This is a genomic window from Streptomyces sp. NPDC050161, from assembly GCF_044460025.1.
In the GTDB taxonomy this organism is placed as follows: domain Bacteria; phylum Actinomycetota; class Actinomycetes; order Streptomycetales; family Streptomycetaceae; genus Streptomyces.
This window is the reverse complement of record NZ_JBITJM010000004.1, coordinates 293,330-316,623: the sequence shown is the minus strand read 5'-3', so window position 1 is coordinate 316,623 and position 23,294 is coordinate 293,330. Positions and strand designations below refer to the sequence as shown.

Sequence of the window (23,294 nt, the reverse complement as noted above, 5' to 3'; positions counted from 1 at the left end):
TAGGACTTGGCGACGCGCTCACGCGGATGACCACGGCAGTGGGGTTCCGCCCCTGCAGCGGCTGCACCCGCCGGGCCACGGCGCTGAACCGGTGGATGGCGTTCGGCGGCAGACGTCACCGCTGAACCACCGTGCGTGAGGCACCGCGTACGGCGTGTGCGCGACATGGCGGCCGGAAGGGGATCCGCTCCGGCCGCGGAGCCGGACAGAGTGTGCCTGAGGAGAGACCGATGGATCCCGAGACCACCGAGACCGCCCTGAACACCCAGGCGGAAGCCGAGGTACGGCCCCCGCCGCCCGCCGACGCCACGCTCGACCCCGAGGATCCGCCCGGCGAGTCCACCGTCTCCCAGGCGTGCTGCGACTGCGCCACGGCCGACTCCCGCGACGGCGGGGGCAACAGCGAGAGCGGAGGCTACGTCTACGTCCTGGGCCGCGTCCACGCCGTCTTCCCCGACATGTCCATCCAGCGTGAGTTCCTCCAGGCGGCCGGCGCCGACGACACCACCTACACCACCGACGCGGACGCGCTCTACGGCGTCCTGTCCGCCCCGGAGAACCGCTACATCGCACGGCAGATGTGCTACGTCCTCGCCGTCCAGGGCGTCGACACCTACATCCTGGAGCCCAGCGACCCCACCGTGCTGGACGACCTCGTGGAGGCCCTGCGCCCGGTCGAAGACCAGCGCGACCTCGCCGTGATCGTCGGCCATCTCGGCCCGGTCGCACCGCCGCACGCCTGTCAGGGACTTTCGGTCCGGATCGTCGACGTCCTGCATGTCTGGGCCTTCGACAGCAAGAAGCTGGTCCAGGCGATCGACCGCCCCAAGAACACCTCCGGCGAGGAATTCGAGAGGTCCGCCCAAGCCCTGCTCGACCGGTTGCTTCAGCTCAGCGACAACGCGGGCACAGCGCCGACCGAACGGGCTCTGACCTTCCTGACCGTAAGGGACCAGGAGATCTACCGGAAAACCAACCAGAAATACAACGAGGGCTACACCCTCTCCGCAGTGGAAGCCGGACCCTCCCGGCTCACCACCGGGGCGCAGACCGTCATCACGGTCGTCTTCTCCTACACCCACCTCAAGACCAACGTCACCGAGAAGTGGTTCGCCCGCGTCGATGTCACCGGGCCCTTCCCCTTCCCGGTGACCCCGTATCAGGGCTACTACAGCCGATGACAACGAGAGAGAAAGAGGCGAACCGACATGCGTATCCCCGGCTTCGCCGTCGAGCCGGCGGCACACGGAGTGAACGCCGGTGACCTGGTACTCCCCCAGCAGTTCAGCTGCGAGGAAGAACTGGCTCCGGTGTGCCGCATCCGGTGCCGCGGCGCGACCAACTTCCGTGCATGCGTGCGGAGATGCCTGATGGAAGCCTGCTCGGCAAGGCGGTGACCTCAGATGCCCATCCCCGGATTCGACCGCACGCTGCCGATCCCGGAAACGCACGGCGACCGGCTCCTTCCGCAGCTGAAGTCGTACTGCGCCATGGAATGCCGCGCCGACTGCGACCACAGTTACGAGCACCATTCGCCCGAATGGTTCGAGTGTTTCGACTTCTGCATGGAGACCTGCCACTGACCGTGCCTGCACGGCCAACCACCGGTCAGGGAAAAGGTGATGAGGAATGTGGCACATTCCCGGATTCACGACCCCGAGCCCGGTCCCGGAAATGCTCGGCGACCGACTCGTCCCCCAGAAGATCACCTGCACGGAAGAGTTCGAGCACATATGTGAGGGCGACTGCGAGGGTTCCTGGAACCCCGATTGCGTCCAGGAATGCATCGACGGGTACTGCTCCGGGGAGCAGACATGACCTTGCCCGGCTTCGCGCCGCACCCCCGTTCCGACGCCCCCGGCGACCTCGTCCGCCCCCAGGAGATCACCTGTGAGCTCATCGAGGGCCCGCCCTGCCGCTGGCGCTGCGAAGGGCTCGACAATTTCGACGAGTGCTACGAACGCTGCCTGGCCGACCGCTGCCGGGATCCCGCCTGGTGGGGCACCCAGGCCCCTTCCGGGTAACGGCCCGTCCGACAACGGTGATCTGGCGACGGTGATACGCCATGCCCCTTCCCGGATTCGCTTCCGCGGCCTTCGCCCCGCCCGCCCGGCGGGACACCCCAGGTGACCGGCTGCACCCGCAACTCGACACGCACTGCGACACGTGGTGCACCCATGTGTGCGGCGACGACTGCCGGGACGCGCCGTCCTACGAAGCGGGCGACTGCCTGAACCACTGTATGAAGCAGTGCCTCTACGACTGCGACCCGTTCCCGTACCTGCCCGAGTAGTCCGGCCGCCCTATCCGGCGGCCAGAGGAGGCGGTGCCCATGGGCTCCCTGGCGGGCCCCTCGAATCCGGCAGACCCCATGGATCTGACGGATCCCATGGACTTGGTCGGCCTCACACCCCTCATGGCGCGCACCCCCGGCCGGCCCTCGGTCGTCGTCGGACTGATCGACGGCCGGGTGGCCCTGGACCACCCCGCTTTCGCGGGCCATCCGGTCCGGCAGCCGCACCCGGCCGCCGGTACGGGCGGCTGCCGCCGCGCCGATGTCTGCTGCACGCACGGCACCGCCGTCGCCGGGATCATCGCTGCGAGCCGGGGCGTCTGCCCCCACTGCACCCTGGTATCCCGCCCCCTCTTCACGGATCGACCGGCCGACGGCGGGCCCGCGACCTGCCTCTCCGGCGTGCGGACGGGGGAACTGGCCGAGGCGATCACGGAGACCGTCGACGCGGGCGCCCACGTCCTGAACCTCAGCATGGCCCAGCCCGCGCCGTCCGGGCTCCGCGACCGGACGCTTGAGACTGCCCTCGACCACGCCGCCAACCAGGGCATGATCCTCGTCGTCGCCGCCGGAAACCAGGGCCGGACGGGCTCCTCCGTCCTCACCGACCACCCATGGGTCATCCCGGTGACAGCGTATGACCGCGCCGGGCGCCCCATGCCGCAGTCCAACCTGAGCGCCTCCATCGGCCGCCACGGAGTCGGCGCCCCCGGCGACCGCATCCCCGGCCCGGGACTCGATGGCCGCCCCTTCCTGCTGAGCGGCACGAGCGCCGCGGCACCCTTCGTCACGGGCACGGTCGCCCTCCTCCGCTCCGCCTTCCCCGCGGCCACCGCGGCAGCCGTACGGTATGCGATCACCCACGGCCCCGGCCGACGGCGTTCGGTGTCCCCGCCGCTGCTCAACGCGTGGGCCGCGTACACGGCACTCCGCGACGTGGCGTAGCGCCCTCGATACAGGGGAACCGCCCTTGCGAGCCGGGGTGACGGGCGCGGTCAACGTGCTCGTCAACAGCGAACGGGGAACCTACCGAGAACGGCGCCCGACGGGATGCCCCGGCTCAGGAACAGGATCCGTCTCAGGACAGCATGTTGACCTTGTACTGCATGAACCGGTAGTTCTTCGGGTCGTACCACTGGCTGACGACGATGTGGAAGTTGCCGAACGTCGAGCCGGGGACGACGAATCCGCCGTACGGGCTGGCGACGAGGTTGGCCGCCTCCTGGCCCGGGGCGCAGGGCAGGATCATCGTCTGCTCCAGCGTCTTCGTCAGGTCCGACGTCGGGAGCGGGAAGACCATCGCGCGGATCGAGAGCGCGTTCATGTTCAGCCAGGTGAGGACGTACTTGCCGTCCATGGCGCGGAAGCAGATCTCGCCCCACTTGCGGGTGCCGAAGACAGTCGTCGGGGGCGCGCCCCACCGCCAGCCGCCGTCGGCGTAGCCCCACGGCTCGTAGGCGTCCGCGTTGCCGAGGCTGTCCTTCCGTACCCGGTGCAGCAGCATCCCCGACTCCACCTCGCGGTTGAAGACCGTGGACAGGACGTAGCAGTAGCCGTCGTCGGCCACCGCGTACGTCTTCTGCTGGAACTGGCCGCCGTGCAGGTCACCCGGCCACTGGCACAGGTACTCCCAGGTCTCGCCGTTGTCGGTGGAGCGCCAGAAGTCCGTGTGGTGGGTGTCGTAGATGACGCCGCGCATGAGGTGCATGTACATGACGCCGTCGACGACGAACACGTCGGACGGGATCGCCGTCGTGGCCTTGTCGCCGACCGGGTTGTGCGGCTCGTCGACGAGGCTGTTGGCGTGGCCGCCGCCGACGCTGCCGTCGATGCGGAGGTTGTTCAGGTCGGCGCTGCCGGAGCGCAGTCCGACCGGGGCGCGCCAGTCGTCGGCCGGCTCGCCCGGCTGCGGCACGTGGTCGCCGTTGAAGGTGTCGCCGCCGACGAACAGCATGGTGCCGTCCGGGCACAGCGCGGGAATGCCGAGGTCGGTCCACGGCGAAGCGAACGGGCCGGTCTCGGCCGGGCCACTGAGGTTCTTCACCTTGGTCGCGAGCGTCGGGCTGGTCGGGTCGTTCGGCCCACCGGCCACCGCCACCCCGGTTCCCGAACCGACGACCCCGGCCCCCACGGCGACCCCGATGCCGACCTTGAGGAGCTTGCGGCGGGAGTACCCGCCGGCCGCCGCGTCCGTCTCACCCGGTATACGCGTCATTCCATCCATACCTTTCAGATTCGGCCCGGTTGTCCGGTTGTCCGGAAGAAGCCCTCGGTGCCGCTGCCCCTGGCGAGGGCCGTGAGACAGGATCCCGTCCTTCTGCGGGCAGTGCGGGTGGTTTCACAGGAATCCCTGGAGGACCGTGACCGGGCTCCGGTGCCAAGATGATCGTTATCGGCGCGTGCCTGCCGCTGGAACGCCTGGCCGACCGGCACACCGCCCCGCCTCGCACGAAGGAGAGCACATGGACGACCAGTCGCCGCAGGAACAGGCGAGCCCCGAGGTGCACAGGCGCATCCAGGAGAGCTTCGACCGCCAGGGGCTGATGAGCCACCTCGGCGCCCGGATATCCCACATCGGCCCCGGCCGCGTGCACATCGTGCTCCCGAGCAGGCCCGAAGTGACCCAGCAACACGGGTACTTCCACGCCGGCGCCACCAGCGCCATCGCGGACAGCGCGGGCGGCTACGCCGCGTACACGCTGTTCCCCGAGCACACCGAGGTGCTCACGGTGGAGTACAAGATCAACCTCCTCGCGCCTGCCGTCGGTGACCACATCGAGGCGATCGGAACCGTCCTGAAGTCCGGTCGCACGCTGACCGTGTGCCAACTGGAGGTGTTCGGAGTCCAGGACGGCCAACGGAAACTCGTCGCCAACGGGCAGCAGACCTTGATCCGGGTGAACCTGCCGGAGCAGTGAGCCCGCGGCGGTCATCGCACCGGACGGCTTTCGTCACCCGCGTGCAGTCCGGTCCCTCGTACGGGTTGTTGCGGGTGCATTGCGTCGCGGGACCGGCCGCGTCCAAGAGATCTTGTCCGTGCGGTTCCGGGCCTGCTGCGCATCGGCAGGACCGCTCCGGCGCGGCTGCCCAACTGGGCCTGCGCCAGGTGCTGTTGGGATTCCGACGCCCCTCAGGAGCCGCCCGTAGCGAGAGGCGCCCGTGCCTGCCGTCCGAGGCCGTGTGCGGTGCGTCGAGATCTGTTCCGTGGAGGGATGAAGCCTCCACGGAGAAATGGAGTCCTGTAGTGCCATTGACGGCTGGATCCATCGCGCCCGAGCTGGAAGCGGCGAACCAGGTGGGTGACCCGGATGCCGACGCACTGGTGTCGGACCTGCTCGACAACGGCGAGGTCGACGGGGTCAACGCCTTGTTCCGCACGATCGGGACCTTGAAGCCGCATCAGGACCTGTCCCGACTCCCGGAGCGGTTGCGGGCGTTCCTCGACGAGGCGTCCGCCCCTCCGCCGGACTGGAGCGACGCGGACGTGAAGGCCGCGGAGGGCTTCTTCGCCCGCCACCACGGCGAAGTGTCCATGCTTCAGGGCACCGTCGGACTCATCGGGACCTACCTCTCCCCCACCGGCGCCTTCACCCTGCGCTCCACGGGCCGGCTGGGCGGCGTGGAAGGCCCCGGCCGGCGGCTTTCGCAGTCGTCCCGGCTGTTCCTGGACATGGGCAACAAGGACGCGATGCGGGACGGGACGCTGGCCGCGAGCGTCACCAAGGTGCGTCTGGTGCACGCCTCGGTACGGCAGTTGCACAAGAAGAGCGGTGAGTGGGACTACGAGAAGTGGGGCGAGCCGGTCTCGCAGAAGTACACCACCGGCGCCGCCTGCGTCTTCAGCACCCAGATCCTCCAGGCCATGAAACACCTCGGCCTGGACGTCTCCCGCGAGGACGCCCACGGTTTCGTGTGCGCCTGGCACTACGTCAACCACTACCTGGGCGCTCCGGAGAAGTGGCTGATCCCCAAGGACGCCGACGAGACCGAGCGGATGTGGAACGCCGAGCGGGACAAGGAGTGGCAAAAGAGCGACGACGGCGTCTTCATGACGCAGCAGGCCGTCAAGTTCTACGAGCAGTTCCTGCCGCCGGGGGCCAGCGACGCGTTCCTCGCCATGATCCGCGTGGCGCTCACCGACACGTACGCGGACATGGCCGGTCTGCCCAAGAGCCTGCTCGCCGAGGCCGGCAAGCCCCTTGCCGCGGGCCACGGCGTCGTCAGCAGCCTGGGCGGGGGACTCTTCGGGGGCGCCGCCGAGAAGACCGTGGGGGTCAACCCCTACAAGGACCTCATCGGGGTCGCCTCCAAGGCGTTCAACGGCGCGGAACGGTACGCGCTCACCCACGAACAGGACGACCAGCCGCAGATGCACCAGGAACTCCACGACAACCGCTGACGTCGGCGGTTCCGCAGCCGCGCGCCGGTCGGCGGACCGCCGAGGGACCAGCGTGCCCCGGGCCTGGAACTCCACCGGCCCGGGGCACCTGCGCGTCCGATGCCCAGCCGTCCGCGCGGTCAGGCGGGCTGCCTGAGTGCGCCGACCAGTGCGCGCGGGTCGTCGGCGTGGAAGCGGATCGTACGGGCCTCCCCGCGTGCGCCCAACGGGCGGGTGAAGGGGAGCGGCCGGTTCAGTTCCAGGGTCACCGAGGTCTGGCTGCCCACGATCAGATCGAGCACCCCGTCATCGGAGAGGCTGACCAGGCGGCCCTCGGGGTAGCGCCGGTCGACCCGGACGGAGGCGACCGCGTCCGGCGGTACGGAGAGGTCGAAGAGGGCTCCGTAGCGGATCCTCAGGGAGCCGTCGGGGCGCACGACGTGCGGCCTGGTCACGCAGGCGGCGTGCAGGGCGAGCACGAGCAGCACGCCGTACAGGTCGAGCACCAGGACCACCCGGTGGACCGTCGGCCAGGGAATGAGGAAGGCCAGGCCGACCGTCTCGATCAGCGAGACGAAGAGCAGCCCGTACATCATCGCCGTCTGGGGTCCGGTGTATGCGGCGGCGAGGTCTCCTGGGCGCACCCCGTGCTTGCCGCGCAGGATCCACCGCCCCAGGGAGGCAGCCGCGCGCAGCTCGTTGAGCAGCAGGCGGCGGGCCGCCCGCGGTACCGCGGTCCGTGCCGCCCGTACGCATCTCGATCCGGCATCGCTCATCCTCGGCCCCTCGCCAGGAACGCCTCCATGAGGCGGCGAACGACTTCCGCCTGCGCGGGGGCGTGTTCGGCGAGCAGTGCCTCCTTGAATCCGGCGACGACCGCGCCGTCGGCGGGTACCGCGGCGAACACCTCGTCGGGGACGGCCGCCATCAGATCCGCGGCCAGGGGTGCGATCCGCGGGTCGTCGGCGGGGGCTTCGGCGAGTGCGTCGAGGCGCTCGTACAGCGTGAGCATCGCGGGGTCGGCGGCCAGCGGCCCGAGCACCCGGTAGAGCTCACGCCCGCCGGTGCCGGGGGCGTCGAGCAGTGTGAGGTACTCGCGGTCCATCGCCGCGCTCGGCGAGTCCGTCTCGGGAGCCTGCGCCAGCAGCGCGGCGAGGGCGGGCGAGACGGGTCCGCACGCGCCGGGCGGCTCCGCGAGCAGGGCCCCGAGCCGGCGGCGGCGCTCCCGGATGGCGGCCTCCTGGCGCGCCAGATCGGCGTCGAGTTCCTCCAGTACGTCGGCCAGTTCGCGCCCGGCGTCGTCCGCGAGGACGTCGCGCACCTCGTCGAGGCTGAGGCCGAGTTCGGTGAGGCGGCGGACCCGGGCGAGCAGGACGGCGTCGCGGATGCTGTAGGCCCGGTATCCGTTGGGGCGGCGCTCCGGTTCCGGGAGCAGCCCGACGTGGTGGTAGTGCCGGATCGCCCGGGTGGTGAGCCCGACGAGCGCGGCGATCTCTCCGATTCGCATGTCCTCAGTAGAAACCTTGCCGCTGCGTCAAGGTCAACGGGTGGCCAGGACCCGGGCGGCACGGTCCTTTCCGGCCCGCAGCGGACGACCGGCGAACGGCTCCACGAAGACCGGAAAACTGGGCAGGCCACCGAACTGTGCCTCCACGCGTAACGATCAAGGCCGACAACCGCCGTCCGAGGGGAACATGCACCGACACCCCACACGGACAGATCGCCCCAGCCCGCGTCGATGAGACCCCTTGGAGTTTCCGTGGCATTGCGGATAGCCGTCACTGCTGAGCCGATACCTTCGCATGTGTCCGCGCTCGATTACGTCACAGGACCTGCCCTGGAGCAGGGCCACGACGTCGCCCTCTACGCGCCCCGGATGTTCCGCCGCGAAGCCCGGCGGCGAGGAGTGGAGTTCCACCGGGCGGGGACGGACTGGACCTGCGATCCCGGCGTTCAGCGGGCGGCGAGCGGGATCTGGCAGGAGTCCGGGAACGCGTCCTTCAACCGGTACGTCTTCGGGCGGCTCTGGCCGGATCAGGCCGAGGCGAAGGCCCGTGATCTGCTCGCCGCGTGGACACGGTCGCGGCCCGATCTGGTGATCGCCGAGTGCAGCGATCTCGGCGCGCACCTCGCGGCGAAGGTCCTGCGCCTGCCCGTGCTCGCAGCCGACAACGGCCTCGGCCCGGTGCTTGTGGACCTCTGGGACACCGACATCGCGCCCGCGTTGACGCCCCTCTTCAAGCAGCACGGGCAGGACACTCCCGTGCTCCCTCCGATGCTCACCCCCGCGCCGGTGCCGTGGTTCCACGCGAAGCCCCCGCCGTCCGCGCGCGCGGTCCGGCGTACCGTCGCGGGCGACCGGACGGCCCTCCCCGAGTGGCTGGACCGCGCCCCCTCCGCCCGCCCCCTCGTCTACGCGAGCCTCGGCACCCTGACCACCGCGATGTCCGGGCTCCGTACCGTCGTTGAGGACATGTACCGGGAGATCATGGCCGCGCTCGCCGCGATCGACTGCGACGCGATCGTCTCCGCGGGAGACCTCGCGGAGCACCTGCCGAGCACGGACCCCCGCATCACCGTCGTCAAGCACGTCCCGCAGCCCGCGCTCCTGCACCGTGCCGACCTGTTCGTGACGCACGGCGGCCGGGCGTCCCTGCTCGACGCGGTGCAGGGCGCAACTCCCGTTCTGGGCATGGGCATTCTCGGTGACCAGCCCGACAACACCGCCGCGTTCGCACGGCGTGGCCTCGGCCGTGCGCTGGAACTCACCGCGACGCGCGACGAGATCGCCGAAGCCATGACGGCCGTCCTCGGCGACGCGTCCTACGGCGCCGCCATGGCCGCCGCCGAGGCCGAGCTGGCTCAGCTGCCACCGCTCGGCCTCGCCGAACTGCGGGACGGCACGGGCAGCTGAGCCCCGTGGACGAGGTCAGGCCGTCGGCAGCCATTCCGCGCGCTGGGAGCCGCGCGGGACGAGGATCTGCCGGTAGGCGCCGGGGGTGTCCGACATCTTCACCTGGTCGGTGATGCCCTGGTAGTGGCCGAGCGGGGTCTCGGCGGTGAAGACCTCGGGGTCCGGGTAGGCGTGGAGTTCGCCGGTGCCGGCCACCTGCTCCGCGTACGCCTTGTCGAAGATGCCCATGGACAGGATCCACAGGGCCACGCGGGAGAGGGAGACGTGGACGCGGTAGCTGCCGCCGTGCACGGCGCGGCGCCGCAGCGCCTCGGCGATACCGGCCGTCATGAACCAGGAGACGAGGTAGTCGTTGACCACGGTGATGGGCGGCAGGGCCGGCTCATCGCCGTCGCCCTCCAGGTGCAGCAGGCCGGTGAGCGCGCCGGCGGTCTGGTCGAAGCCGAGGTGGTCCTTCCAGGGTCCGGTCCGTCCGTTCAGCGACACCGTGGCGTGGATCAGCCCCGGGCGCCGGGCGATGGCCTCCTCCTCGGACAGGCCGGTGGAGTCCAGGAAGCCGGGACGGCGGTTGGCGTAGAACACGTCGGCGCCTGCCTGGAGTTCGTGGATGCGGGCCAGGCCCTCCCGTGTGTACGGGCTCACGGTGGCGGAGCGCACGCCGACGCCGGTGGTGAGGTAGGTGACGTCGTGTTCGAGTTCGTAGGGCCGCCACAGGTTCAGCACGTCCGCTCCGTGCAGGGCCATGGCGCGTCCTGCGCCGGCGCCGGCGATGATGTGGCCCATGCCCAGCGCGCGTACGCCGTCCAGCGGGGCGGTGGGGCCCGCGGGCAGCGGCTCGGGGGCGCTGTCGCCGATGCGGGTGATCTCCACCAGCGGCATGTCGGCGAGCACGTCGGTGTACTGACGTTCCGTCAGGATCTCGCTGGGTGTGCGGACCATCGGCATCACGCACCCGGCCTCCGCGCCCGCCTGCTCCAGTTCCCTGGCGTTCCACCGCGAGATCGCGGCGGCGACGTGCTCGGGGACGTCACCGACGCCGAGCAGCTTCTGGGCGGCGACCTTGATGTTGGGGTAGATGTTGAACGGCATCATCCAACGGCCGTCGGCGGTGCGGTAGAAGTTGTTGGCGAGGGCCATGTTGATGATGGACGGAGTGCCGCCGGTGTAGCCGTTGAGGAGTTCCCACTTCTGCTCATAGAAGGGGCACAGGCGGTGGGGGCCGACGCGCAGGTCCATGTGGATGTCCTGGCCGCGGCCCGTGCGGTCCTTCCACAGGGCGGCGATGGCGGCGGACTTGGCGGCCAGCGCGATGCCGGATGCCGCGCCCAGACGCAGGGTGCTGGGCACGACCGGGTCGGCGCCCTCGAAGGTGATCGAGCCGCCGGTGTCCTCCGGCTTCAGCCCGATCTCGGCGAGCACCTCGGCCATTTCGGCCTGGACGTCGAACGCGTCGTCGGTCGCCGGGTGGGCGATGGCCTTGTTGATCTTCTTGGTGAGGGACATGGTCTCTTCGATTCTCACGTGGTGCGGCAGGGGGATCAGGCGCGGCCGGTGGATCCGGAGTCCGGGGTCTCGCCCAGGGCGCGCATGACGGCGATCTGTGCGCGGTCGCGCTCGGCGGCGAGTTCCTCGACGGTGCCGTCGCCGAACGCCTCGCGCGCCTGGTCGTTGAGGACGGCGACGGTGGTGTCGTCGAAGGTGGGGGTGCCCAGGGCGGGCCACATGGTGGTTTCCATCGCACGGCCGAGGTGCTCGATGAAGTGCGGCAGACCGCCGGGACCGCCGCCGAGATGGAAGGTGCGGAAGGGTCCTGCGACGGCCCAGCGCATGCCGATGGACGCGGTGACGATGTCGTCGAGTTCCTGCTCCGTCACCACGCCCTGGGCGACGAGGTGGACACACTCGCGGAAGAGGGCGGACTGCAGGCGGTTGGCGACGAAGCCGGGGATCTCCTTGTGCAGGACCTGCGGCTGCTTGCCGAGCGCGCGGTAGAAGGTCTTGGCCTGCTCGACGGTGGCCGCGGAGGTCTGCTCGCCGGGCACGATCTCCACCAGCGGCACGAGGTGCGGCGGATTGAAGGGATGGCCCACGACGAGGCGTTCGGGCTGCCGCATCGCCTGGGCGATGGCGGTGGCCGGGATGCCGGATGTGGAGGTGGCCAGCAGCGCGTGGGCGGGGGCCGCCTGCTCGATGGTCCGCCAGATCTGCTGCTTGACCTCCAGGCGTTCGGGGCCGTTCTCCTGGACGATGTCCACGCCCGCGACGGCGGTGGCCAGGTCGGCTTCGAAGGTGAGCCGGTCGGCGAGGTTCTCGGTGGGCAGTCCCAGTTCGGCCAGCGCGGGGGTGATCTCGTCAAGTCCCGCCAGGACCAGGTCCGCGATGTCGGTGCGCGGGTCGCTGATGACGACGTCGATGCCCCGGGCGAGGAAGAGACCGGCCCAGGAGATGCCGATGACGCCGCCGCCGATGATCGCGGCGCGCTGGTAGGAGTCCGGGGCGGGCTCAGGGGTGGGAGTCATGATCTCGAAGCTTTCTCGAAGAGGTGCACATGGGGGCCTCGCCGCGGACGCCGACGGGAGTGGCCGGCGGCGGAGGGCTCGGCCGGTCTCCGGCGCCTCAGTCGGCGAGGTAGTCGTAGACGGGTGCGACGGGGTTGAGGGTGAGGTCGGTGACGATGTGGGAGGCGCCGACGACCTCAAGGACCGGCAGGTCGGCGAGCGGGGCGATGGCGTGGGCGAACAGTTCCAGGCGGGCGGGGCCGGTGAAGGCGCTCTTGACGGTGACATCGGTGACCTGGGTGCGGACCAGCTCGCAGATGCGCGGGGTGCCGTCGTAGTGCGGGACCGTCTTGATCATGAAGTTGGGCGAGCAGATCTCCGCACGGGCCTTTTCCAGGTCCATGGCGTGGTGCTTGTAGCCCATGGTGGCGGTGGCCACCCGCAGGGTGCCGTAGTCGAGCGTGCCGACCAGCGTGTCGGAGTCCCCGTAGAGGGTGGGGGAACCGGCCTTCTTCGGATAGGCGCTGTACTCGCGTCCGCTGGAGATCGCCGGGACGCTGTCCACGTACATCGCGAGGTTGAACTCGCCCGCCTCGCCCTCGTGCTCGACGGCGATGAGCTGACCGGCCTCGGTGTAGTCGCCCAGCCCTGTGACGTCGGGCATCCGCATGATCTCGAAGCGGACCACCGGGTCGGTGACGGTCAGCGGCTCCGGGACGAGGCGGCGCAGCGCCTCCGGGTCGGTGCGGTAGTAGATGTTGAGGTACTCGCGATTGGTGAAGCGGTACCGGGTGGGCGCGTAGGCCGGAGCGTCCACCGGGGTGGTGAAGAGCCGCGCGACTTCGTGCTTGTGCATCAAGGACTCCAGGGAGACGGGCCACCGAACCGGCGGGACGGGTGGCTGTGTGCCGCGGAAACCGCGGCGGAGCTGTCCCACATCGGTTTCTTCCGGGAAGGGCGCCGCTGTGTGCTGTGGAACGCCCACAACCCAGTGGACACCTCACGATGCATGTCCGTCCAATATATGTTGAGGTCATGAGCGATATGGCTACGGATATCAATTTGACGAGGCGGCTGCTGGAGCAGTTCTTGATGGTGGCCGATGAGAAGCATTTCGGACGCGCCGCAGAACGGCTTTCCATGAGCCAGCCGCCGCTCAGCCAGTCGATCCAGCGTCTTGAGCGGGGTCTGGGTGTGCGGCTTTTCGAGCGGGGCCCGGGAGGCGTCAGTCTGACCGCGGCGGGCGAGGGCTTCGCCGTGGACGCGAAGCGCCTCCTCGACGCCCAGTCCGCGGCCGTCGAGCGGGCCCGGCGGGTCGCGAGCGGCCTGGAGGGCGACGTCCGGCTGGGGTATGTGAGCATCCTCAGCCACCACTACCTGCCCGATCTCCTGCGGGCGGCGGCCGGGGAACTGCCGGGTCTGCGCATCCACCTGCACCAGGATTCACCGGCCGCACTCACCGAGATGGCCCGCGCCGGCACGCTGGACCTGGCGTTCCTCCGTGACCCTTCGAGCCTGTCGGCCGACCTCGTCAGCCGGGACTTCGCCGTCGAGCGCATCGCCGCCGCGGTGCCGCACGATCACCCGCTGGCCGGGGCCGACGAGGTCGCTCTGGGCGACCTGCGCGACGACGACTTCGTCCTCCCCGACGCCGCCGCCCTGCCGACCCTGGCCCATCAGGTCCAACTGGCCTGCCGCGAGGCCGGGTTCACCCCCCGCAGCCGCGCGGTGTCCGACGACCTCACCGGCCTGTTCAGCTACGTCGCCTCCGGGCTCTGCGTCAGCCTGCTGCCCGACCGCCTGCGCGACTTCCTCGTCCCCGAGGTCGCCCTCGTTCCGCTGCGCGGGGCGTCGCCCTATCTGGAGACCTCCTTGGTCGCCGTGCACCGCCCGGACGCGGACCCGGCCGTACTGCGCCTGCTGGAACTGATCACCCGCCACATGGCCGCGTGACCCGCCTGGCGCCTCACCCCGTCGGACCGGTGGGAGTGCACCTCGTCAGGGGGCCTTCCATTCTGGAGCGGGACAGCCTGTGTCCGGGCTGCCCGCTGGCGTGGCCTACGGCAGCGCGCACGACCACGTCGCGAAGAAGCGGAGACCTCATGAGGCTCGTCGTCGATCTCAACCGGTGCCAGGGGTACGCGCAATGCGCCTTCCTCGCCCCGGAGGTGTTCGCCATGCACGGTGACGAGGCGCTGATGTACGACCCGCAGGCCGACGACGCGCAACGCGAGCACGTCCTCCGGGCGGCGAACGCCTGCCCCGTCAAGGCCATCACCGTCGAGGCCGAGGACGTGGCGCAAGCCAGGGCACGGGCGGGTGCCTCCTGTGTCGGTTAACGGATATCCGGGGAAGTTCAGGCGCGAGGGACGCATCGTCATCGTCGGTGCCTCCCTGGCGGGTCTGCGGGCCGCCGAGACGCTCCGCGATGAGGGCTTCACCGGCACGCTCACCATGGTGGGTGACGAGCCCCACGAGCCGTACGACCGGCCGCCGTTGTCCAAGCAGGTCCTGCTCGGCAGGGTGCCCTACGACCACACGGCACTGCCGCGGCGCCGGGCGATCGACGCGCAGTGGCGGCTCGGCGTCGCGGCCACCGGTCTTGACCCGGTGGACAAGCAGGTGCGGCTCGCCGACGGCGAAGCGGTCGCCTACGACCGGCTGCTGATCACGACCGGCGTCCGTTCCCGCCCCTGGCCGAACGAACTGGAAGCCGACCTGGACGGGGTGTTCGTCCTGCGCACCAAGGACGACGCGGCCAGGCTGCATCACCGGCTGACGGCCGGACCGCGCCGGGTACTGGTCATCGGCGCCGGATTCACCGGCTCCGAGATCGCCTCGGCCTGCCGCGAGCGGGGGCTGCCCGTCACCGTCGCGGAACGCGGTCCGGCTCCTTTGGTGGGTGCGCTCGGCGGCGTGATCGGCGAGGTGGCCGCGGCACTCCAGCGCGAGCACGGTGTCGATCTGCGGTGCGGGGTGCAGGTCACCGCTTTGGAAGGGGATTCCGCGGGGCGGGTGCGGCGGGCGCACTTCTCGGACGGCACGGCGCTGGAGGTGGACGTGGTGGTCGCCTCCCTGGGGGCGACCCGCAACACCGAATGGCTCGCGGGATCCGGCCTCGGCGCCGGTCCCCGCGGGATCGCCTGCGACGCCGGATGCCGGGCCTTCGACGTGCGGGGCATCGTCACCGACGACATCTTCGTCGCCGGTGACGTCGCCCGCTCCCCGCATCCGCTCTTCGGCTACCAGTTCCTCTCGCTGGAGCACTGGGGCAATGCGGTCGCGCAGGCCGAGATCGCGGCCCACAACATGATCAGTGCCAGCTCGGACCGGCGCCCGCACGTGTGGATGCCGTCCTTCTGGTCCGCGCAGTTCGGCGTCAACATCAAGTCGGTCGGCGTCCCGCCCATGGCCGACCAGATCCTCATCACCCAGGGGTCTCTCTCCGAGCACCGCTTCACCTCGGCCTACGGCCACCAAGGCCGCGTCATCGCCGCCGTCACCTTCGACCAGGCGAAAGGGCTGGAGTTCTACGAGCGGCAGATCGAGCAGGCCGCGCCGTTCCCGGCCGACTCCCCCACCGTCGACCGGCGGCCCGAAGGGATGCATCCCGTACCGGCCGGCTTCCCCGACCCCTCGCTCCCCAGCCACGGCCCCACCGTCACCCTCAGCGGCCACTCACCGGCCGACCGGCGCATCTCGTTCACCCCCAGGCGCGCCTGATTCCGCCGCGCTCTCACGACAGCTCCCTGCCGCAGCACCCGGAAGGAATCCGCCATGACGTCGGTCGCACTCCTGCGCCAGATCACCGACTACGCACACCGCGCCGACCCGTACCCCCTCTACGCCGAACTCAGGAAGACGCCGGTGGTGCGGGACGAGGCGGGCCCCTATCTGGTCAGCACGTACTGGGAGATTCATGGCCTGCTCCACGATCCGCGGGTCAGCTCCGACGCCCGCAATCTGAGTGCCGAGGCCGCCGAGTTCCTGGGCCAGGAGGAGGATCCGAACCTGCCGCCGACGTTCCTCAGGCTCGACCCTCCCGAGCACGACAGACTGCGCCGGCTGGCGATGCGGCCTTTCGGGCCCCCGCACTCCCCCCGCCGGGTGTTCGACATGCGCGGAGAACTCGGCGAGATCGTCTCCGGCCTCATCGACGGCTTCCGGGACCGGGACCGGATCGACCTCGTCGACGACTTCTCCTACCCCTTCCCCGTCACGGTGATCTGCCGGCTCCTCGGCGTCCCCCGCGAGGACGAGGCGCACTTCCACGGCTGGGCCGACACCCTCGCCGCCGGCCTCGACCCCGTCCAGGGCACGCCCGATGAGCGCGAGGCGCAGCTGCGAGCCATCCGGCAGGCCCGCGCCGATCTCGCCGCCTACCTCGCCGGACTGATCGAGGAGCGCCGCCGCTCGCCCCGCGACGACATGCTCTCCGCCCTGGCCGACGACCACGGACCGGACGGCCGGATGTCGCCACTGGAGATGGTCAGCACCTCGGCCCTCCTGCTGATCGCCGGCCACGAGACCACGGTCAACCTCATCACCAACGGGATGCTGACCCTGCTGCGCAATCCCGACGTCCTCCAGCGGCTGCGCGACGACCCCGGTCTGGCGGTCCCGCTCGTGGAGGAACTGCTGCGGTTCGAGCCCCCCGTACAACTGCTGCCGCAGCGCACCACGCTGGCCGACATCGACGTCGCCGGCACCCTCATCCCCAAGGGCGCCTCGCTGTGGCTGCTGCTCGCCTCCGGCAACCGGGATCCCCAGCGCTTCCACGACCCCGACCGCTTCATCCCCGAACGCCCCGACAACCAGCACCTGGGCTTCGGCAGCGGCATCCACAACTGCTTCGGCGCTCCCCTGGCCCGGCTGGAGGCCCAGATCGCGCTGACCGAGCTGGTCCGCCGGCTCGACAACCCCCGCCTGGTCGATGACCCGCCCCCGTACCGCAGGAACGCGGTCCTCAGAGGGCCCCGGCACCTGCCCATCACCTTCGACGGCTGCACGTCGTAGTGCGCAGCGGCGGCCCAGGATCCGGATCCTGGGCCTGTGGGAAATGGGGTCACAGGCCGAACGCGAAGTACACCTCATCCTCGACGAATCTCCGACTCAGATCACCAGCCGGCGAACTCGACGTTGCGGGACCTGCGCAGCACCCGGACCGCCTCGCGCTGGACCTTCCCCGATTCGGTGCGCGGCAGGTCGTCCACGAACTCCAGGAACCGTACGGGTTCGGGCGCGGGCAGACACTCCCGCAGGTGTGCGAAGAGCACCTCGGCGGTGGCGCGGGTGGCGTTCCACCCGGCGGACAGCACCACGTACGCCTTGGGTACGAGTGCCGTGCCCTCGGACACCGGTACCACGGACAGTTCGGCGACAGCAGGGTGCAGCACCAGCACATGCTCCAGTTCGAGCGGGGCGATCAGCTTCCCGTCGGGCCCCTCGAACACGTCCTTGCGCCGCCCCAGATAGACCAGGGATCCGTCGCTGTCCCACCGGGCCAGGTCACCGGTCCGGTAGAGGCCGCCCGCAGTATGGATGGCGGCATTGTCCTCCGGGTCCAGATAGCCGCGCATCATGCCGACGGGTTCGTTGGTCAGGTCCAGGCACAGCTCGCCCTCCTGGGCCGGCTCGTCGGTGCCGGGCCTGACCACCACCAGTTCGTATCCCGGCAGGGGGTGGCCCATGGATATCGGGTCGGCCGGGGAGGAGGCGGTGACACCGGCCATGGCGGTGACCTCGGACTGGCCGAACCCGTTGCGGACGGTCACCCCGGCCAGCACGCGGACCTGCTCGACCACATCGCCCATGAGCGGTTCACCGACGCTGACCGCGTGCCGCAAGCCGGGCAGGCCGTCGGGCAGCCCCGTGCGGATCAGTGCCCGCCAGATGCTGGGCGGTGCGCAGAAGCTGGTGACCGTGCCGGACCCCAGCACCTCCAGCAGCCGCTCCGGGGTCGCCTCGGCGGTGTCCATGGACACCACGGTGGCCTCGGCGTTCCAGGGTCCGAACAGCGAACTCCACGGGTACTTGGCCCACGCCGGGGCAGAGACGTTGAGGTGGACGTCGCCCGGCCGCAGCCCGTTCCAGTACATGCTCGCCAGATGCCCGATGGCATAGCTGACGTGCGAGTGCACCACCAGCTTCGGCCGTGAGGTGGAACCGGAGGTGAAGTAGTAGAACAGCGGCTCGTCGGCGTCGGTGGGGCCCTCCGGCACGAAGGTGCCCCGGTGCTCGGCCGAGGTGGCGAAGTCGACCCAGCCCTCGTGTTCCGCACCGACGATGATCTTGGTGTGGAGCCCGTCCACCGCGAGCCCGGGAGCGATCCGGTGGTCGGCGATCACATGCTTGGCTCCGGCCCTGCCGATCCTGGTGCGCAGTTCCCCGGGCGAGATGGTGATGAAGGCGGGTGCGACCACGGCCCGGATCTTGATCAGTGCGAGCATCAGCTCCCACAGCTCGATCCGGTTGTCCATCAGCAGCATCACCACGTCGCCCCGGCGGATGCCCTGTGCCAGCAGCCAGTCGGCGGCCCGGTCGGAGCGTCGGGAGAGCTCCTGGAAGGTCAGGTCGCCCTGCCCGACGATGCGCAGGGCCACCCGGTCGTTGCCCTCGGCGATCCGGTCGAACCAGTCGATCGCCCAGTTGAACCGTTGTGGGCGCGGCCACTGGAACGCGTTGCGTGCGGCGTCCTGGTCATCGGCGTGGCGCAACAGCAGGTCCCGTGCGGCCCGGAAGTCCCGGTACACCTCGTCTTGTCCGGACAACTTTTCCCCCGATCACTTGAAGGCGTTGGACTTGGCCCGGCGCAGCAGGCTGAGTGCGATCACGTCGGCGTCCCTGGAGAACGAGGTCTGCACGCCGGGCCGGCCGTTGCCGATCTGGGTGAACCAGCACGCCCCTTCGGTGGGGATGCCCAGCGCGTACAGGGCCCGGTGCGGCCGGCCGTCGGCGGCGATCACCCGGCGCTCGGCCGGGGTGATGTGCAGTGCGCCGGTTTCGAAGCGGTCTTCCGTGGTGGCGTGGGTGAACCCGACGGCCATCCTCTCGTCGACCAGCTGCCTCATCAGCGGATCGGTGTTACGGGTCAGACCTGCGGTCGGGATCCGCGAGTCGATGAGCACGTCGCAGTGCTTGCGCGAGTCTGCGACAGCGGGTGACTCCAGGAAGAACCGGCCCCGCTCGGCGTCGCATCCGTGCACCACGTCCGGCCCCACCACGTCGAGCACCCCGGCGTCGATCAACGCCAGGAACTGCGCGGTGCGTTCCAGTGGTGGTCCGGTGAACAGCAGTGAGGTGCGCGAGACGAACCGGCCGAGGAAGTCGCTCCGATGGGAGCGCGGGGTCAGTCCTCCGAAGTCCACGGCGTGCCGCAGGACTTCGCGGGAGTCGCGGATGGCGTCGAGCGCGGCCTTGAGCGGGCTGTCCACGTTGCCCTGGCCGGCCTCCACGATGTCGGCGCGCATGATGCGCCGTATCTCGGCGAGCAGACCGGCACCGGAGGCGAAACGTTTGCCCTTGAAGGGCCGGGACAGGTGGTCGAGGTCGACCAGCTCCGCATCCTGGAGTCCGTGGCGCCGTGCCACCTCGGGCCAGCTTTCCGGTTCCGGGCCGAGGGCGAGCAACTCGGCGCCGACGGCATCGGCGCGTTCCGGCCCGTGCTGGGTCCTCGCCTGGGTGGTGTAGTACACATAGTTGATCTCAGCGTGCAGGAGGTGGGCCACGTCCCGGTCGAAATCCAGGGCCGGGTCGCCTCGCTGTGCCACATTGCGTTCGCGCAGCCGGCCGATGGCGGCCGAGGTGAGGAACTTCGGCGCCGGACGGTCGGTCACCCCCTTCTGGTTGCGGCCCCGCGAGTGGATCGGTAACCCGGTGCGCGAACTGGCCACCACAGAGGGTTCGTTGCCGCTGGGGACGTAGAACATCGCCCCGCCGACGCTCTCCTTGAACTTCCCGCCACGACCGATGGTGAAGGACATCAGGATGTCGTAGAAGGACAGGCCGAGTCCCACCACACCGACCGCGGTGCCCGGCGCGATCGAGGCGAGTCCCAGGTCGGCGGCCGAGTCCCCGCTGAAGTACCGCAGTTCGGGCCGGTCCTGCGCGAACCGCGCCAGCTCGGACTGCTGCTCGGACAGTTCCGCCCGGCCGTGCCCTGTGGTGATCACCACGGCGTCGGCGGTCACGGTCAGCTCGTCGTCGGCGGTGGACACGCGCAGCTCGTAGCCGTCCCCGTCCTCGCGCAGCGAGGTCACCTTGCCGGCCACTTCGACGACCTCGCCGAGCCCGGACGCGCCACGCAGCACCGCGTCGTACACATGGCGCAGGTACCTGCCGTAGGCGTACCTCGGTGCGTAGTCGTCGCGGCCCAGACCCGACAGCGCCGGGTCCGGCTGGGTGCGCAGCCACTGCTGGAAGGACGGGCCGGCGCCCGGCCGGCCCGGCCCGGCCTCGGAGACTCCCGAGAACATGCTGATCTCGCCGACCACCGTGTTCATCAGGAAGCAGGTTTCCTGGCCGGTCCGCCAGATCCGCCCGGCTCCCAGTTCCACCGCGTCGATCAACCAGATGCGGACGCTCGACGGCTCCGGCTCGGCCGTCAGGTTGGCCAGGATCCGCTCGAAGACGGAGATCCCGCGCGGACCTGTGCCCACGATCGCGACGTTCAGCACCTCGTCAGTCAGGTGTCGCACGACCTGTCCCCCATCCTCGTCCTCAGCGCGCTGCTGCGCCGAGGTCGTCCATGACCGGCAGGCGGTCGAGCGATGCGGCGATGGACTCGTCCGAGGCCGCCATGTCGGTCATGTTGCCGTTGAGGAACTGGTGGTAGGCCGACAGGTCGAGCAACCCGTGGCCGCTGAGGTTGAACAGGATGACCTTCTCCCTGCCTTCCTTCTTGGCCAGCAGTGCCTCCTCGATCGCGCCCCGGATGGCGTGCGCCGACTCGGGGGCCGGGATGATGCCCTCCTCCTGGGAGAAGGTGATACCGGCCTCGAACACCGCGCGTTGCGGGTAGGCGACCGCCTCGATCAGCTTCTGGTGGTACATCGCGCTCACCAGCGGAGCGGCGCCGTGGTAGCGCAGACCGCCGGCGTGGATGCCCGGGGAGACGAAGGTGTGGCCCAGGGTGTACATCTTGGTCATCGGCGTGATGCCGGTGTAGTCGTTGTAGTCCCAGGCGTAGCGGCCCTTGGTGAGCTTCGGGCATGCCTCCGGCTCCACCGCGACGAACCGGGTGTCCAGGTTCTCGCGCACCTTCTCGTGGAAGAACGGCAGGGTGATGCCGGAGAAGTTGCTGCCCGCGCCGACCGAGCCGATCACGACATCCGGGAAGTCGCCGATGGCGCGGAACTGCCGGATCGCCTCCTGCCCGATGACCGTCTGGTGCAGCAGGACGTGGTTCTCCCCACTGCCCACCGAGAGGTTGCAGCCCTCCACCTGGCGGGCGTGCTCGAAGGCTTCCGCGTTGGCGATGGACAGGCTGCCGTCGGTGTGCGGGTCGCGGGCCAGCGCGGCGCGCCCGGCCTCGGAGTTCTCATGAGGGCTGGAGATGACCTTGGCCCCGTTCATCTCCATCATGATCCGGCGGTAGGGCTTCTGGTCGTAGCTGACCCGGACCATGTAGACGGTGCACTCAAGGCCGAAGATGCGGCAGGCGACAGCGAGGGCCGAGCCCCACTGGCCGGCACCTGTGCCGGTGGTCAGGCTGGTGATGCCGGCCTGCTTGTAGTAATAGGCCTGGGCCAGCGCCGTGTTCAGTTTGTGGCTGCCCGTGGTGTTGGTGCCCTCGTACTTGTAGTAGATGCGGGCCGGGGTGTCGAGCAACTGCTCCAGCCGCCGGGCCCGGTGGAGCGGGGTCGGCCGCCAGCGCAGGTACTCCTCGCGCACCCGCTCCGGTATCTCCACGAACCGCTCCCGGCCCATGCTCTGCCGGTACATCGACAGCGGGATCTGCGGGGTGACCGCGGCGCCGTCCTTGCGGGTCTCCGGCCGTGCCTGACGCAGCTTCGCCGCGTCCTCGACGCCGTTGAGGTCGGACAGCACGTTGTACCAGTGCGTGGGAACGATTTCTTCCGCGGTCAGCGAGGTCTCTGCCGAATTCAGCATGGCGTTTCCGATCCTTGTTCCTAGGAATTGTCAACGTGCGACTGGACCAACTTCACGAGATCACCGACCCGCGTCAGCGAAGCCCGAAAGAGCTCACTGTCGCCGATCTTGATGCCGCATTCCTCTTCGACTCGGACCGCGATTTCAAGAATACTGAGCGACTCGATGCCGATCGCGTGCAACTCGTCGTCGCGTCCGATCTCAGCCGGTGCGGCCGGGCCGAGTACGGCCGCGATAATCTCGCGTACCCGGGATTCAACCTTCTCTGGAGGCGTCAAGTTTCCTCTCCCCTGGAGCGTTCTTCGCTTTTCCAGCCGTTGGGCTAAAGCATGGAACTCGTCATCACCGCGGTGCGCAGTCCGAGCAGCAGCAGGACCGCTGCGCTCACCCAGGCCAGCCCCATCCGTACCGCCGGCATGGCCAGCAGCCGCCGGGCCAGGCCGACCAGCGTGACCACCACTGCGTACCAGGCGGCGCTGATCAGGATCTGCACCGCGGTCAGCGTGATCACATCGGCGGGCGAGCCGCCGCCTGCGGGTAGGAACTGTGGGATCAGGGCCAGGTATACGGTGGCCATCTTGGGATTGGCGGCACTGGTGACCAGGCCCGACCGGTAGGACCGCCAGAGGGTTGCCGTGTCACGCCCCTCCGGCGCTTCCGGCGGCCGGTGCCCGAAGTTCCGCCGGTTGCGCACCGTCATCACCGCGAGATAACAGAGGTAGGCTGCGCCGGCCAGCTTGAAGATGGTGAACACCAGTTCGGACGTCTGCGTCAGGGCGGCCAGCCCCAGGGCGGAGGTCGCCGCCCACATGAGCAATCCGGTACTGCTACCGAGAATTGTCACCAAGCCGGCCCCGCGTCCGAAACGCAGAGTTTCATTCACCAACACCATGAATGACGGTCCCGGGGCGGCCACCATCGCGAAAACCGTCGCAATGAAAGCCCCATTCACCACGGGACTGCCACGATTTCAATTGCCATTCGGCCGCAGCGTGGCAGCAAGGCTTGCAGAGCCAATCGAAAGGACCCCCCTCCAAGGCCCGAAATCCCCCGAACTCACAATCGCAACATTTGAAACAGTAGCCGCTCCGATCGACCCAA

At 69.7% G+C, this 23,294-nt stretch carries 24 protein-coding genes; 13 read left to right on the top strand and 11 right to left on the bottom strand.

Annotated features, from left to right (window positions below):
* The first annotated feature begins 230 nt into the window (after positions 1 to 230).
* From ACIBK8_RS09165 to ACIBK8_RS09140, 6 genes are all read left to right on the top strand, one after another.
* Positions 231 to 1,181: a hypothetical protein gene (locus ACIBK8_RS09165; RefSeq protein ID WP_399041040.1), complete on the top strand. Its 951-nt coding sequence runs from the start codon at positions 231 to 233 to the stop codon at positions 1,179 to 1,181.
* 222 nt (positions 1,182 to 1,403) lie between these two features.
* Positions 1,404 to 1,583 carry a hypothetical protein gene (locus ACIBK8_RS09160; RefSeq protein WP_399041038.1) on the top strand — a complete coding sequence of 60 codons (180 nt, stop codon included), beginning with the start codon at positions 1,404 to 1,406 and terminating at the stop codon, positions 1,581 to 1,583.
* 46 nt (positions 1,584 to 1,629) lie between these two features.
* Positions 1,630 to 1,818: a hypothetical protein gene (locus ACIBK8_RS09155; protein ID WP_399041037.1), complete on the top strand. Its 189-nt coding sequence runs from the start codon at positions 1,630 to 1,632 to the stop codon at positions 1,816 to 1,818.
* Positions 1,815 to 2,024, top strand: coding sequence for a hypothetical protein (locus ACIBK8_RS09150; RefSeq protein WP_399041036.1), 210 nt, complete (start codon positions 1,815 to 1,817; stop codon positions 2,022 to 2,024). The genes ACIBK8_RS09155 and ACIBK8_RS09150 overlap by 4 nt, the downstream gene beginning before the upstream one ends.
* Before the next feature lie 41 nt (positions 2,025 to 2,065).
* Positions 2,066 to 2,293 (top strand): hypothetical protein, encoded by a 228-nt coding sequence (locus ACIBK8_RS09145; protein WP_399041035.1) that lies wholly within the window; start codon positions 2,066 to 2,068, stop codon positions 2,291 to 2,293.
* Between the two features lie 39 nt (positions 2,294 to 2,332).
* The gene (locus ACIBK8_RS09140) at positions 2,333 to 3,238 is read left to right on the top strand and encodes a S8 family serine peptidase (RefSeq protein ID WP_399041034.1); all 906 of its coding nucleotides are present in this window, start codon (positions 2,333 to 2,335) and stop codon (positions 3,236 to 3,238) included.
* Between the two features lie 133 nt (positions 3,239 to 3,371).
* Here ACIBK8_RS09140 and ACIBK8_RS09135 read toward each other — a convergent pair whose 3' ends face one another.
* Positions 3,372 to 4,508 carry a DUF4185 domain-containing protein gene (locus tag ACIBK8_RS09135; RefSeq protein ID WP_399041032.1) on the bottom strand — a complete coding sequence of 379 codons (1,137 nt, stop codon included), beginning with the start codon at positions 4,506 to 4,508 and terminating at the stop codon, positions 3,372 to 3,374.
* Between the two features lie 247 nt (positions 4,509 to 4,755).
* Here ACIBK8_RS09135 and ACIBK8_RS09130 point away from each other — a divergent pair, with 247 nt between their 5' ends.
* Positions 4,756 to 5,211 carry a PaaI family thioesterase gene (locus ACIBK8_RS09130; RefSeq protein ID WP_399041031.1) on the top strand — a complete coding sequence of 152 codons (456 nt, stop codon included), beginning with the start codon at positions 4,756 to 4,758 and terminating at the stop codon, positions 5,209 to 5,211.
* 326 nt (positions 5,212 to 5,537) lie between these two features.
* Positions 5,538 to 6,692, top strand: coding sequence for an oxygenase MpaB family protein (locus ACIBK8_RS09125; RefSeq protein ID WP_399041029.1), 1,155 nt, complete (start codon positions 5,538 to 5,540; stop codon positions 6,690 to 6,692).
* Positions 6,693 to 6,811: 119 nt separating this feature from the next.
* On the opposite strand, the gene ACIBK8_RS09120 is transcribed toward ACIBK8_RS09125, so the two are convergent.
* Positions 6,812 to 7,447 (bottom strand): hypothetical protein, encoded by a 636-nt coding sequence (locus ACIBK8_RS09120; protein ID WP_399041028.1) that lies wholly within the window; start codon positions 7,445 to 7,447, stop codon positions 6,812 to 6,814.
* Positions 7,444 to 8,178, bottom strand: coding sequence for a MerR family transcriptional regulator (locus ACIBK8_RS09115; RefSeq protein WP_399041027.1), 735 nt, complete (start codon positions 8,176 to 8,178; stop codon positions 7,444 to 7,446). Before ACIBK8_RS09115 ends, ACIBK8_RS09120 begins: the two co-directional genes overlap by 4 nt.
* 297 nt (positions 8,179 to 8,475) lie before the next feature.
* Here ACIBK8_RS09115 and ACIBK8_RS09110 point away from each other — a divergent pair, with 297 nt between their 5' ends.
* Positions 8,476 to 9,585, top strand: a complete 1,110-nt coding sequence (locus tag ACIBK8_RS09110) for a glycosyltransferase (protein WP_399041026.1) — start codon at positions 8,476 to 8,478, stop codon at positions 9,583 to 9,585.
* Between the two features lie 15 nt (positions 9,586 to 9,600).
* Here ACIBK8_RS09110 and ACIBK8_RS09105 read toward each other — a convergent pair whose 3' ends face one another.
* The 3 genes from ACIBK8_RS09105 to ACIBK8_RS09095 form a co-directional block, all read right to left on the bottom strand.
* A complete protein-coding gene (locus ACIBK8_RS09105) occupies positions 9,601 to 11,088 on the bottom strand; it encodes a CoA transferase (RefSeq protein ID WP_399041025.1) in 1,488 nt (495 codons plus the stop codon).
* A 35-nt stretch (positions 11,089 to 11,123) separates the two neighbouring features.
* Positions 11,124 to 12,104: a 3-hydroxyacyl-CoA dehydrogenase family protein gene (locus tag ACIBK8_RS09100; protein WP_399041024.1), complete on the bottom strand. Its 981-nt coding sequence runs from the start codon at positions 12,102 to 12,104 to the stop codon at positions 11,124 to 11,126.
* A gap of 97 nt (positions 12,105 to 12,201) precedes the next feature.
* The gene (locus ACIBK8_RS09095) at positions 12,202 to 12,939 is read right to left on the bottom strand and encodes an acetoacetate decarboxylase (RefSeq protein WP_399041023.1); all 738 of its coding nucleotides are present in this window, start codon (positions 12,937 to 12,939) and stop codon (positions 12,202 to 12,204) included.
* A gap of 179 nt (positions 12,940 to 13,118) precedes the next feature.
* On the opposite strand from ACIBK8_RS09095, the gene ACIBK8_RS09090 reads away from it, so the two are divergent.
* The 4 genes from ACIBK8_RS09090 (at position 13,119) to ACIBK8_RS09075 (ending at position 17,099) form a co-directional block, all read left to right on the top strand.
* Complete coding sequence (locus ACIBK8_RS09090) at positions 13,119 to 14,036, top strand: LysR substrate-binding domain-containing protein (protein WP_399041022.1); 918 nt, start codon at positions 13,119 to 13,121, stop codon at positions 14,034 to 14,036.
* 149 nt (positions 14,037 to 14,185) lie between these two features.
* Positions 14,186 to 14,422 carry a ferredoxin gene (locus ACIBK8_RS09085; RefSeq protein ID WP_399041021.1) on the top strand — a complete coding sequence of 79 codons (237 nt, stop codon included), beginning with the start codon at positions 14,186 to 14,188 and terminating at the stop codon, positions 14,420 to 14,422.
* Positions 14,412 to 15,806, top strand: coding sequence for an NAD(P)/FAD-dependent oxidoreductase (locus ACIBK8_RS09080; protein WP_399041020.1), 1,395 nt, complete (start codon positions 14,412 to 14,414; stop codon positions 15,804 to 15,806). Before ACIBK8_RS09085 ends, ACIBK8_RS09080 begins: the two co-directional genes overlap by 11 nt.
* Before the next feature lie 54 nt (positions 15,807 to 15,860).
* Positions 15,861 to 17,099 carry a cytochrome P450 gene (locus ACIBK8_RS09075; protein ID WP_399041019.1) on the top strand — a complete coding sequence of 413 codons (1,239 nt, stop codon included), beginning with the start codon at positions 15,861 to 15,863 and terminating at the stop codon, positions 17,097 to 17,099.
* A 101-nt stretch (positions 17,100 to 17,200) separates the two neighbouring features.
* On the opposite strand, the gene ACIBK8_RS09070 is transcribed toward ACIBK8_RS09075, so the two are convergent.
* From ACIBK8_RS09070 to ACIBK8_RS09050, 5 genes are read right to left on the bottom strand one after another with little or no spacing between them, the layout of a single operon-like run.
* Positions 17,201 to 18,853, bottom strand: coding sequence for an AMP-binding protein (locus ACIBK8_RS09070; protein WP_399041018.1), 1,653 nt, complete (start codon positions 18,851 to 18,853; stop codon positions 17,201 to 17,203).
* A gap of 12 nt (positions 18,854 to 18,865) precedes the next feature.
* A complete protein-coding gene (locus tag ACIBK8_RS09065; RefSeq protein ID WP_399041017.1) occupies positions 18,866 to 20,779 on the bottom strand; it encodes an FAD/NAD(P)-binding protein in 1,914 nt (637 codons plus the stop codon).
* 22 nt (positions 20,780 to 20,801) lie between these two features.
* Positions 20,802 to 22,193 carry a TrpB-like pyridoxal phosphate-dependent enzyme gene (locus tag ACIBK8_RS09060; protein ID WP_399041016.1) on the bottom strand — a complete coding sequence of 464 codons (1,392 nt, stop codon included), beginning with the start codon at positions 22,191 to 22,193 and terminating at the stop codon, positions 20,802 to 20,804.
* A gap of 20 nt (positions 22,194 to 22,213) precedes the next feature.
* The gene (locus tag ACIBK8_RS09055; RefSeq protein WP_399041015.1) at positions 22,214 to 22,471 is read right to left on the bottom strand and encodes an acyl carrier protein; all 258 of its coding nucleotides are present in this window, start codon (positions 22,469 to 22,471) and stop codon (positions 22,214 to 22,216) included.
* 44 nt (positions 22,472 to 22,515) lie between these two features.
* Positions 22,516 to 23,112 carry a LysE family translocator gene (locus tag ACIBK8_RS09050; protein ID WP_399041013.1) on the bottom strand — a complete coding sequence of 199 codons (597 nt, stop codon included), beginning with the start codon at positions 23,110 to 23,112 and terminating at the stop codon, positions 22,516 to 22,518.
* Positions 23,113 to 23,294: the final 182 nt, after the last annotated feature.

Bases quoted from the DNA above. Each gene is read 5' to 3' on its own strand.
- ACIBK8_RS09130 (WP_399041031.1), top strand. From the start codon at position 4,756: ATGGACGACCAGTCGCCGCAGGAACAGGCGAGCCCCGAGGTGCACAGG.
- ACIBK8_RS09145 (WP_399041035.1), top strand. From the start codon at position 2,066: ATGCCCCTTCCCGGATTCGCTTCCGCGGCCTTCGCCCCGCCCGCCCGG.
- ACIBK8_RS09085 (WP_399041021.1), top strand. From the start codon at position 14,186: ATGAGGCTCGTCGTCGATCTCAACCGGTGCCAGGGGTACGCGCAATGC.
- ACIBK8_RS09160 (WP_399041038.1), top strand. From the start codon at position 1,404: ATGCCCATCCCCGGATTCGACCGCACGCTGCCGATCCCGGAAACGCAC.
- ACIBK8_RS09075 (WP_399041019.1), top strand. From the start codon at position 15,861: ATGACGTCGGTCGCACTCCTGCGCCAGATCACCGACTACGCACACCGC.
- ACIBK8_RS09090 (WP_399041022.1), top strand. From the start codon at position 13,119: ATGAGCGATATGGCTACGGATATCAATTTGACGAGGCGGCTGCTGGAG.
- ACIBK8_RS09165 (WP_399041040.1), top strand. From the start codon at position 231: ATGGATCCCGAGACCACCGAGACCGCCCTGAACACCCAGGCGGAAGCC.
- ACIBK8_RS09095 (WP_399041023.1), bottom strand. From the start codon at position 12,939: ATGCACAAGCACGAAGTCGCGCGGCTCTTCACCACCCCGGTGGACGCT.
- ACIBK8_RS09135 (WP_399041032.1), bottom strand. From the start codon at position 4,508: ATGACGCGTATACCGGGTGAGACGGACGCGGCGGCCGGCGGGTACTCC.
- ACIBK8_RS09105 (WP_399041025.1), bottom strand. From the start codon at position 11,088: ATGTCCCTCACCAAGAAGATCAACAAGGCCATCGCCCACCCGGCGACC.
- ACIBK8_RS09140 (WP_399041034.1), top strand. From the start codon at position 2,333: ATGGGCTCCCTGGCGGGCCCCTCGAATCCGGCAGACCCCATGGATCTG.
- ACIBK8_RS09120 (WP_399041028.1), bottom strand. From the start codon at position 7,447: ATGAGCGATGCCGGATCGAGATGCGTACGGGCGGCACGGACCGCGGTA.
- ACIBK8_RS09050 (WP_399041013.1), bottom strand. From the start codon at position 23,112: ATGGTGGCCGCCCCGGGACCGTCATTCATGGTGTTGGTGAATGAAACT.
- ACIBK8_RS09060 (WP_399041016.1), bottom strand. From the start codon at position 22,193: ATGCTGAATTCGGCAGAGACCTCGCTGACCGCGGAAGAAATCGTTCCC.
- ACIBK8_RS09115 (WP_399041027.1), bottom strand. From the start codon at position 8,178: ATGCGAATCGGAGAGATCGCCGCGCTCGTCGGGCTCACCACCCGGGCG.
- ACIBK8_RS09155 (WP_399041037.1), top strand. From the start codon at position 1,630: ATGTGGCACATTCCCGGATTCACGACCCCGAGCCCGGTCCCGGAAATG.
- ACIBK8_RS09100 (WP_399041024.1), bottom strand. From the start codon at position 12,104: ATGACTCCCACCCCTGAGCCCGCCCCGGACTCCTACCAGCGCGCCGCG.
- ACIBK8_RS09150 (WP_399041036.1), top strand. From the start codon at position 1,815: ATGACCTTGCCCGGCTTCGCGCCGCACCCCCGTTCCGACGCCCCCGGC.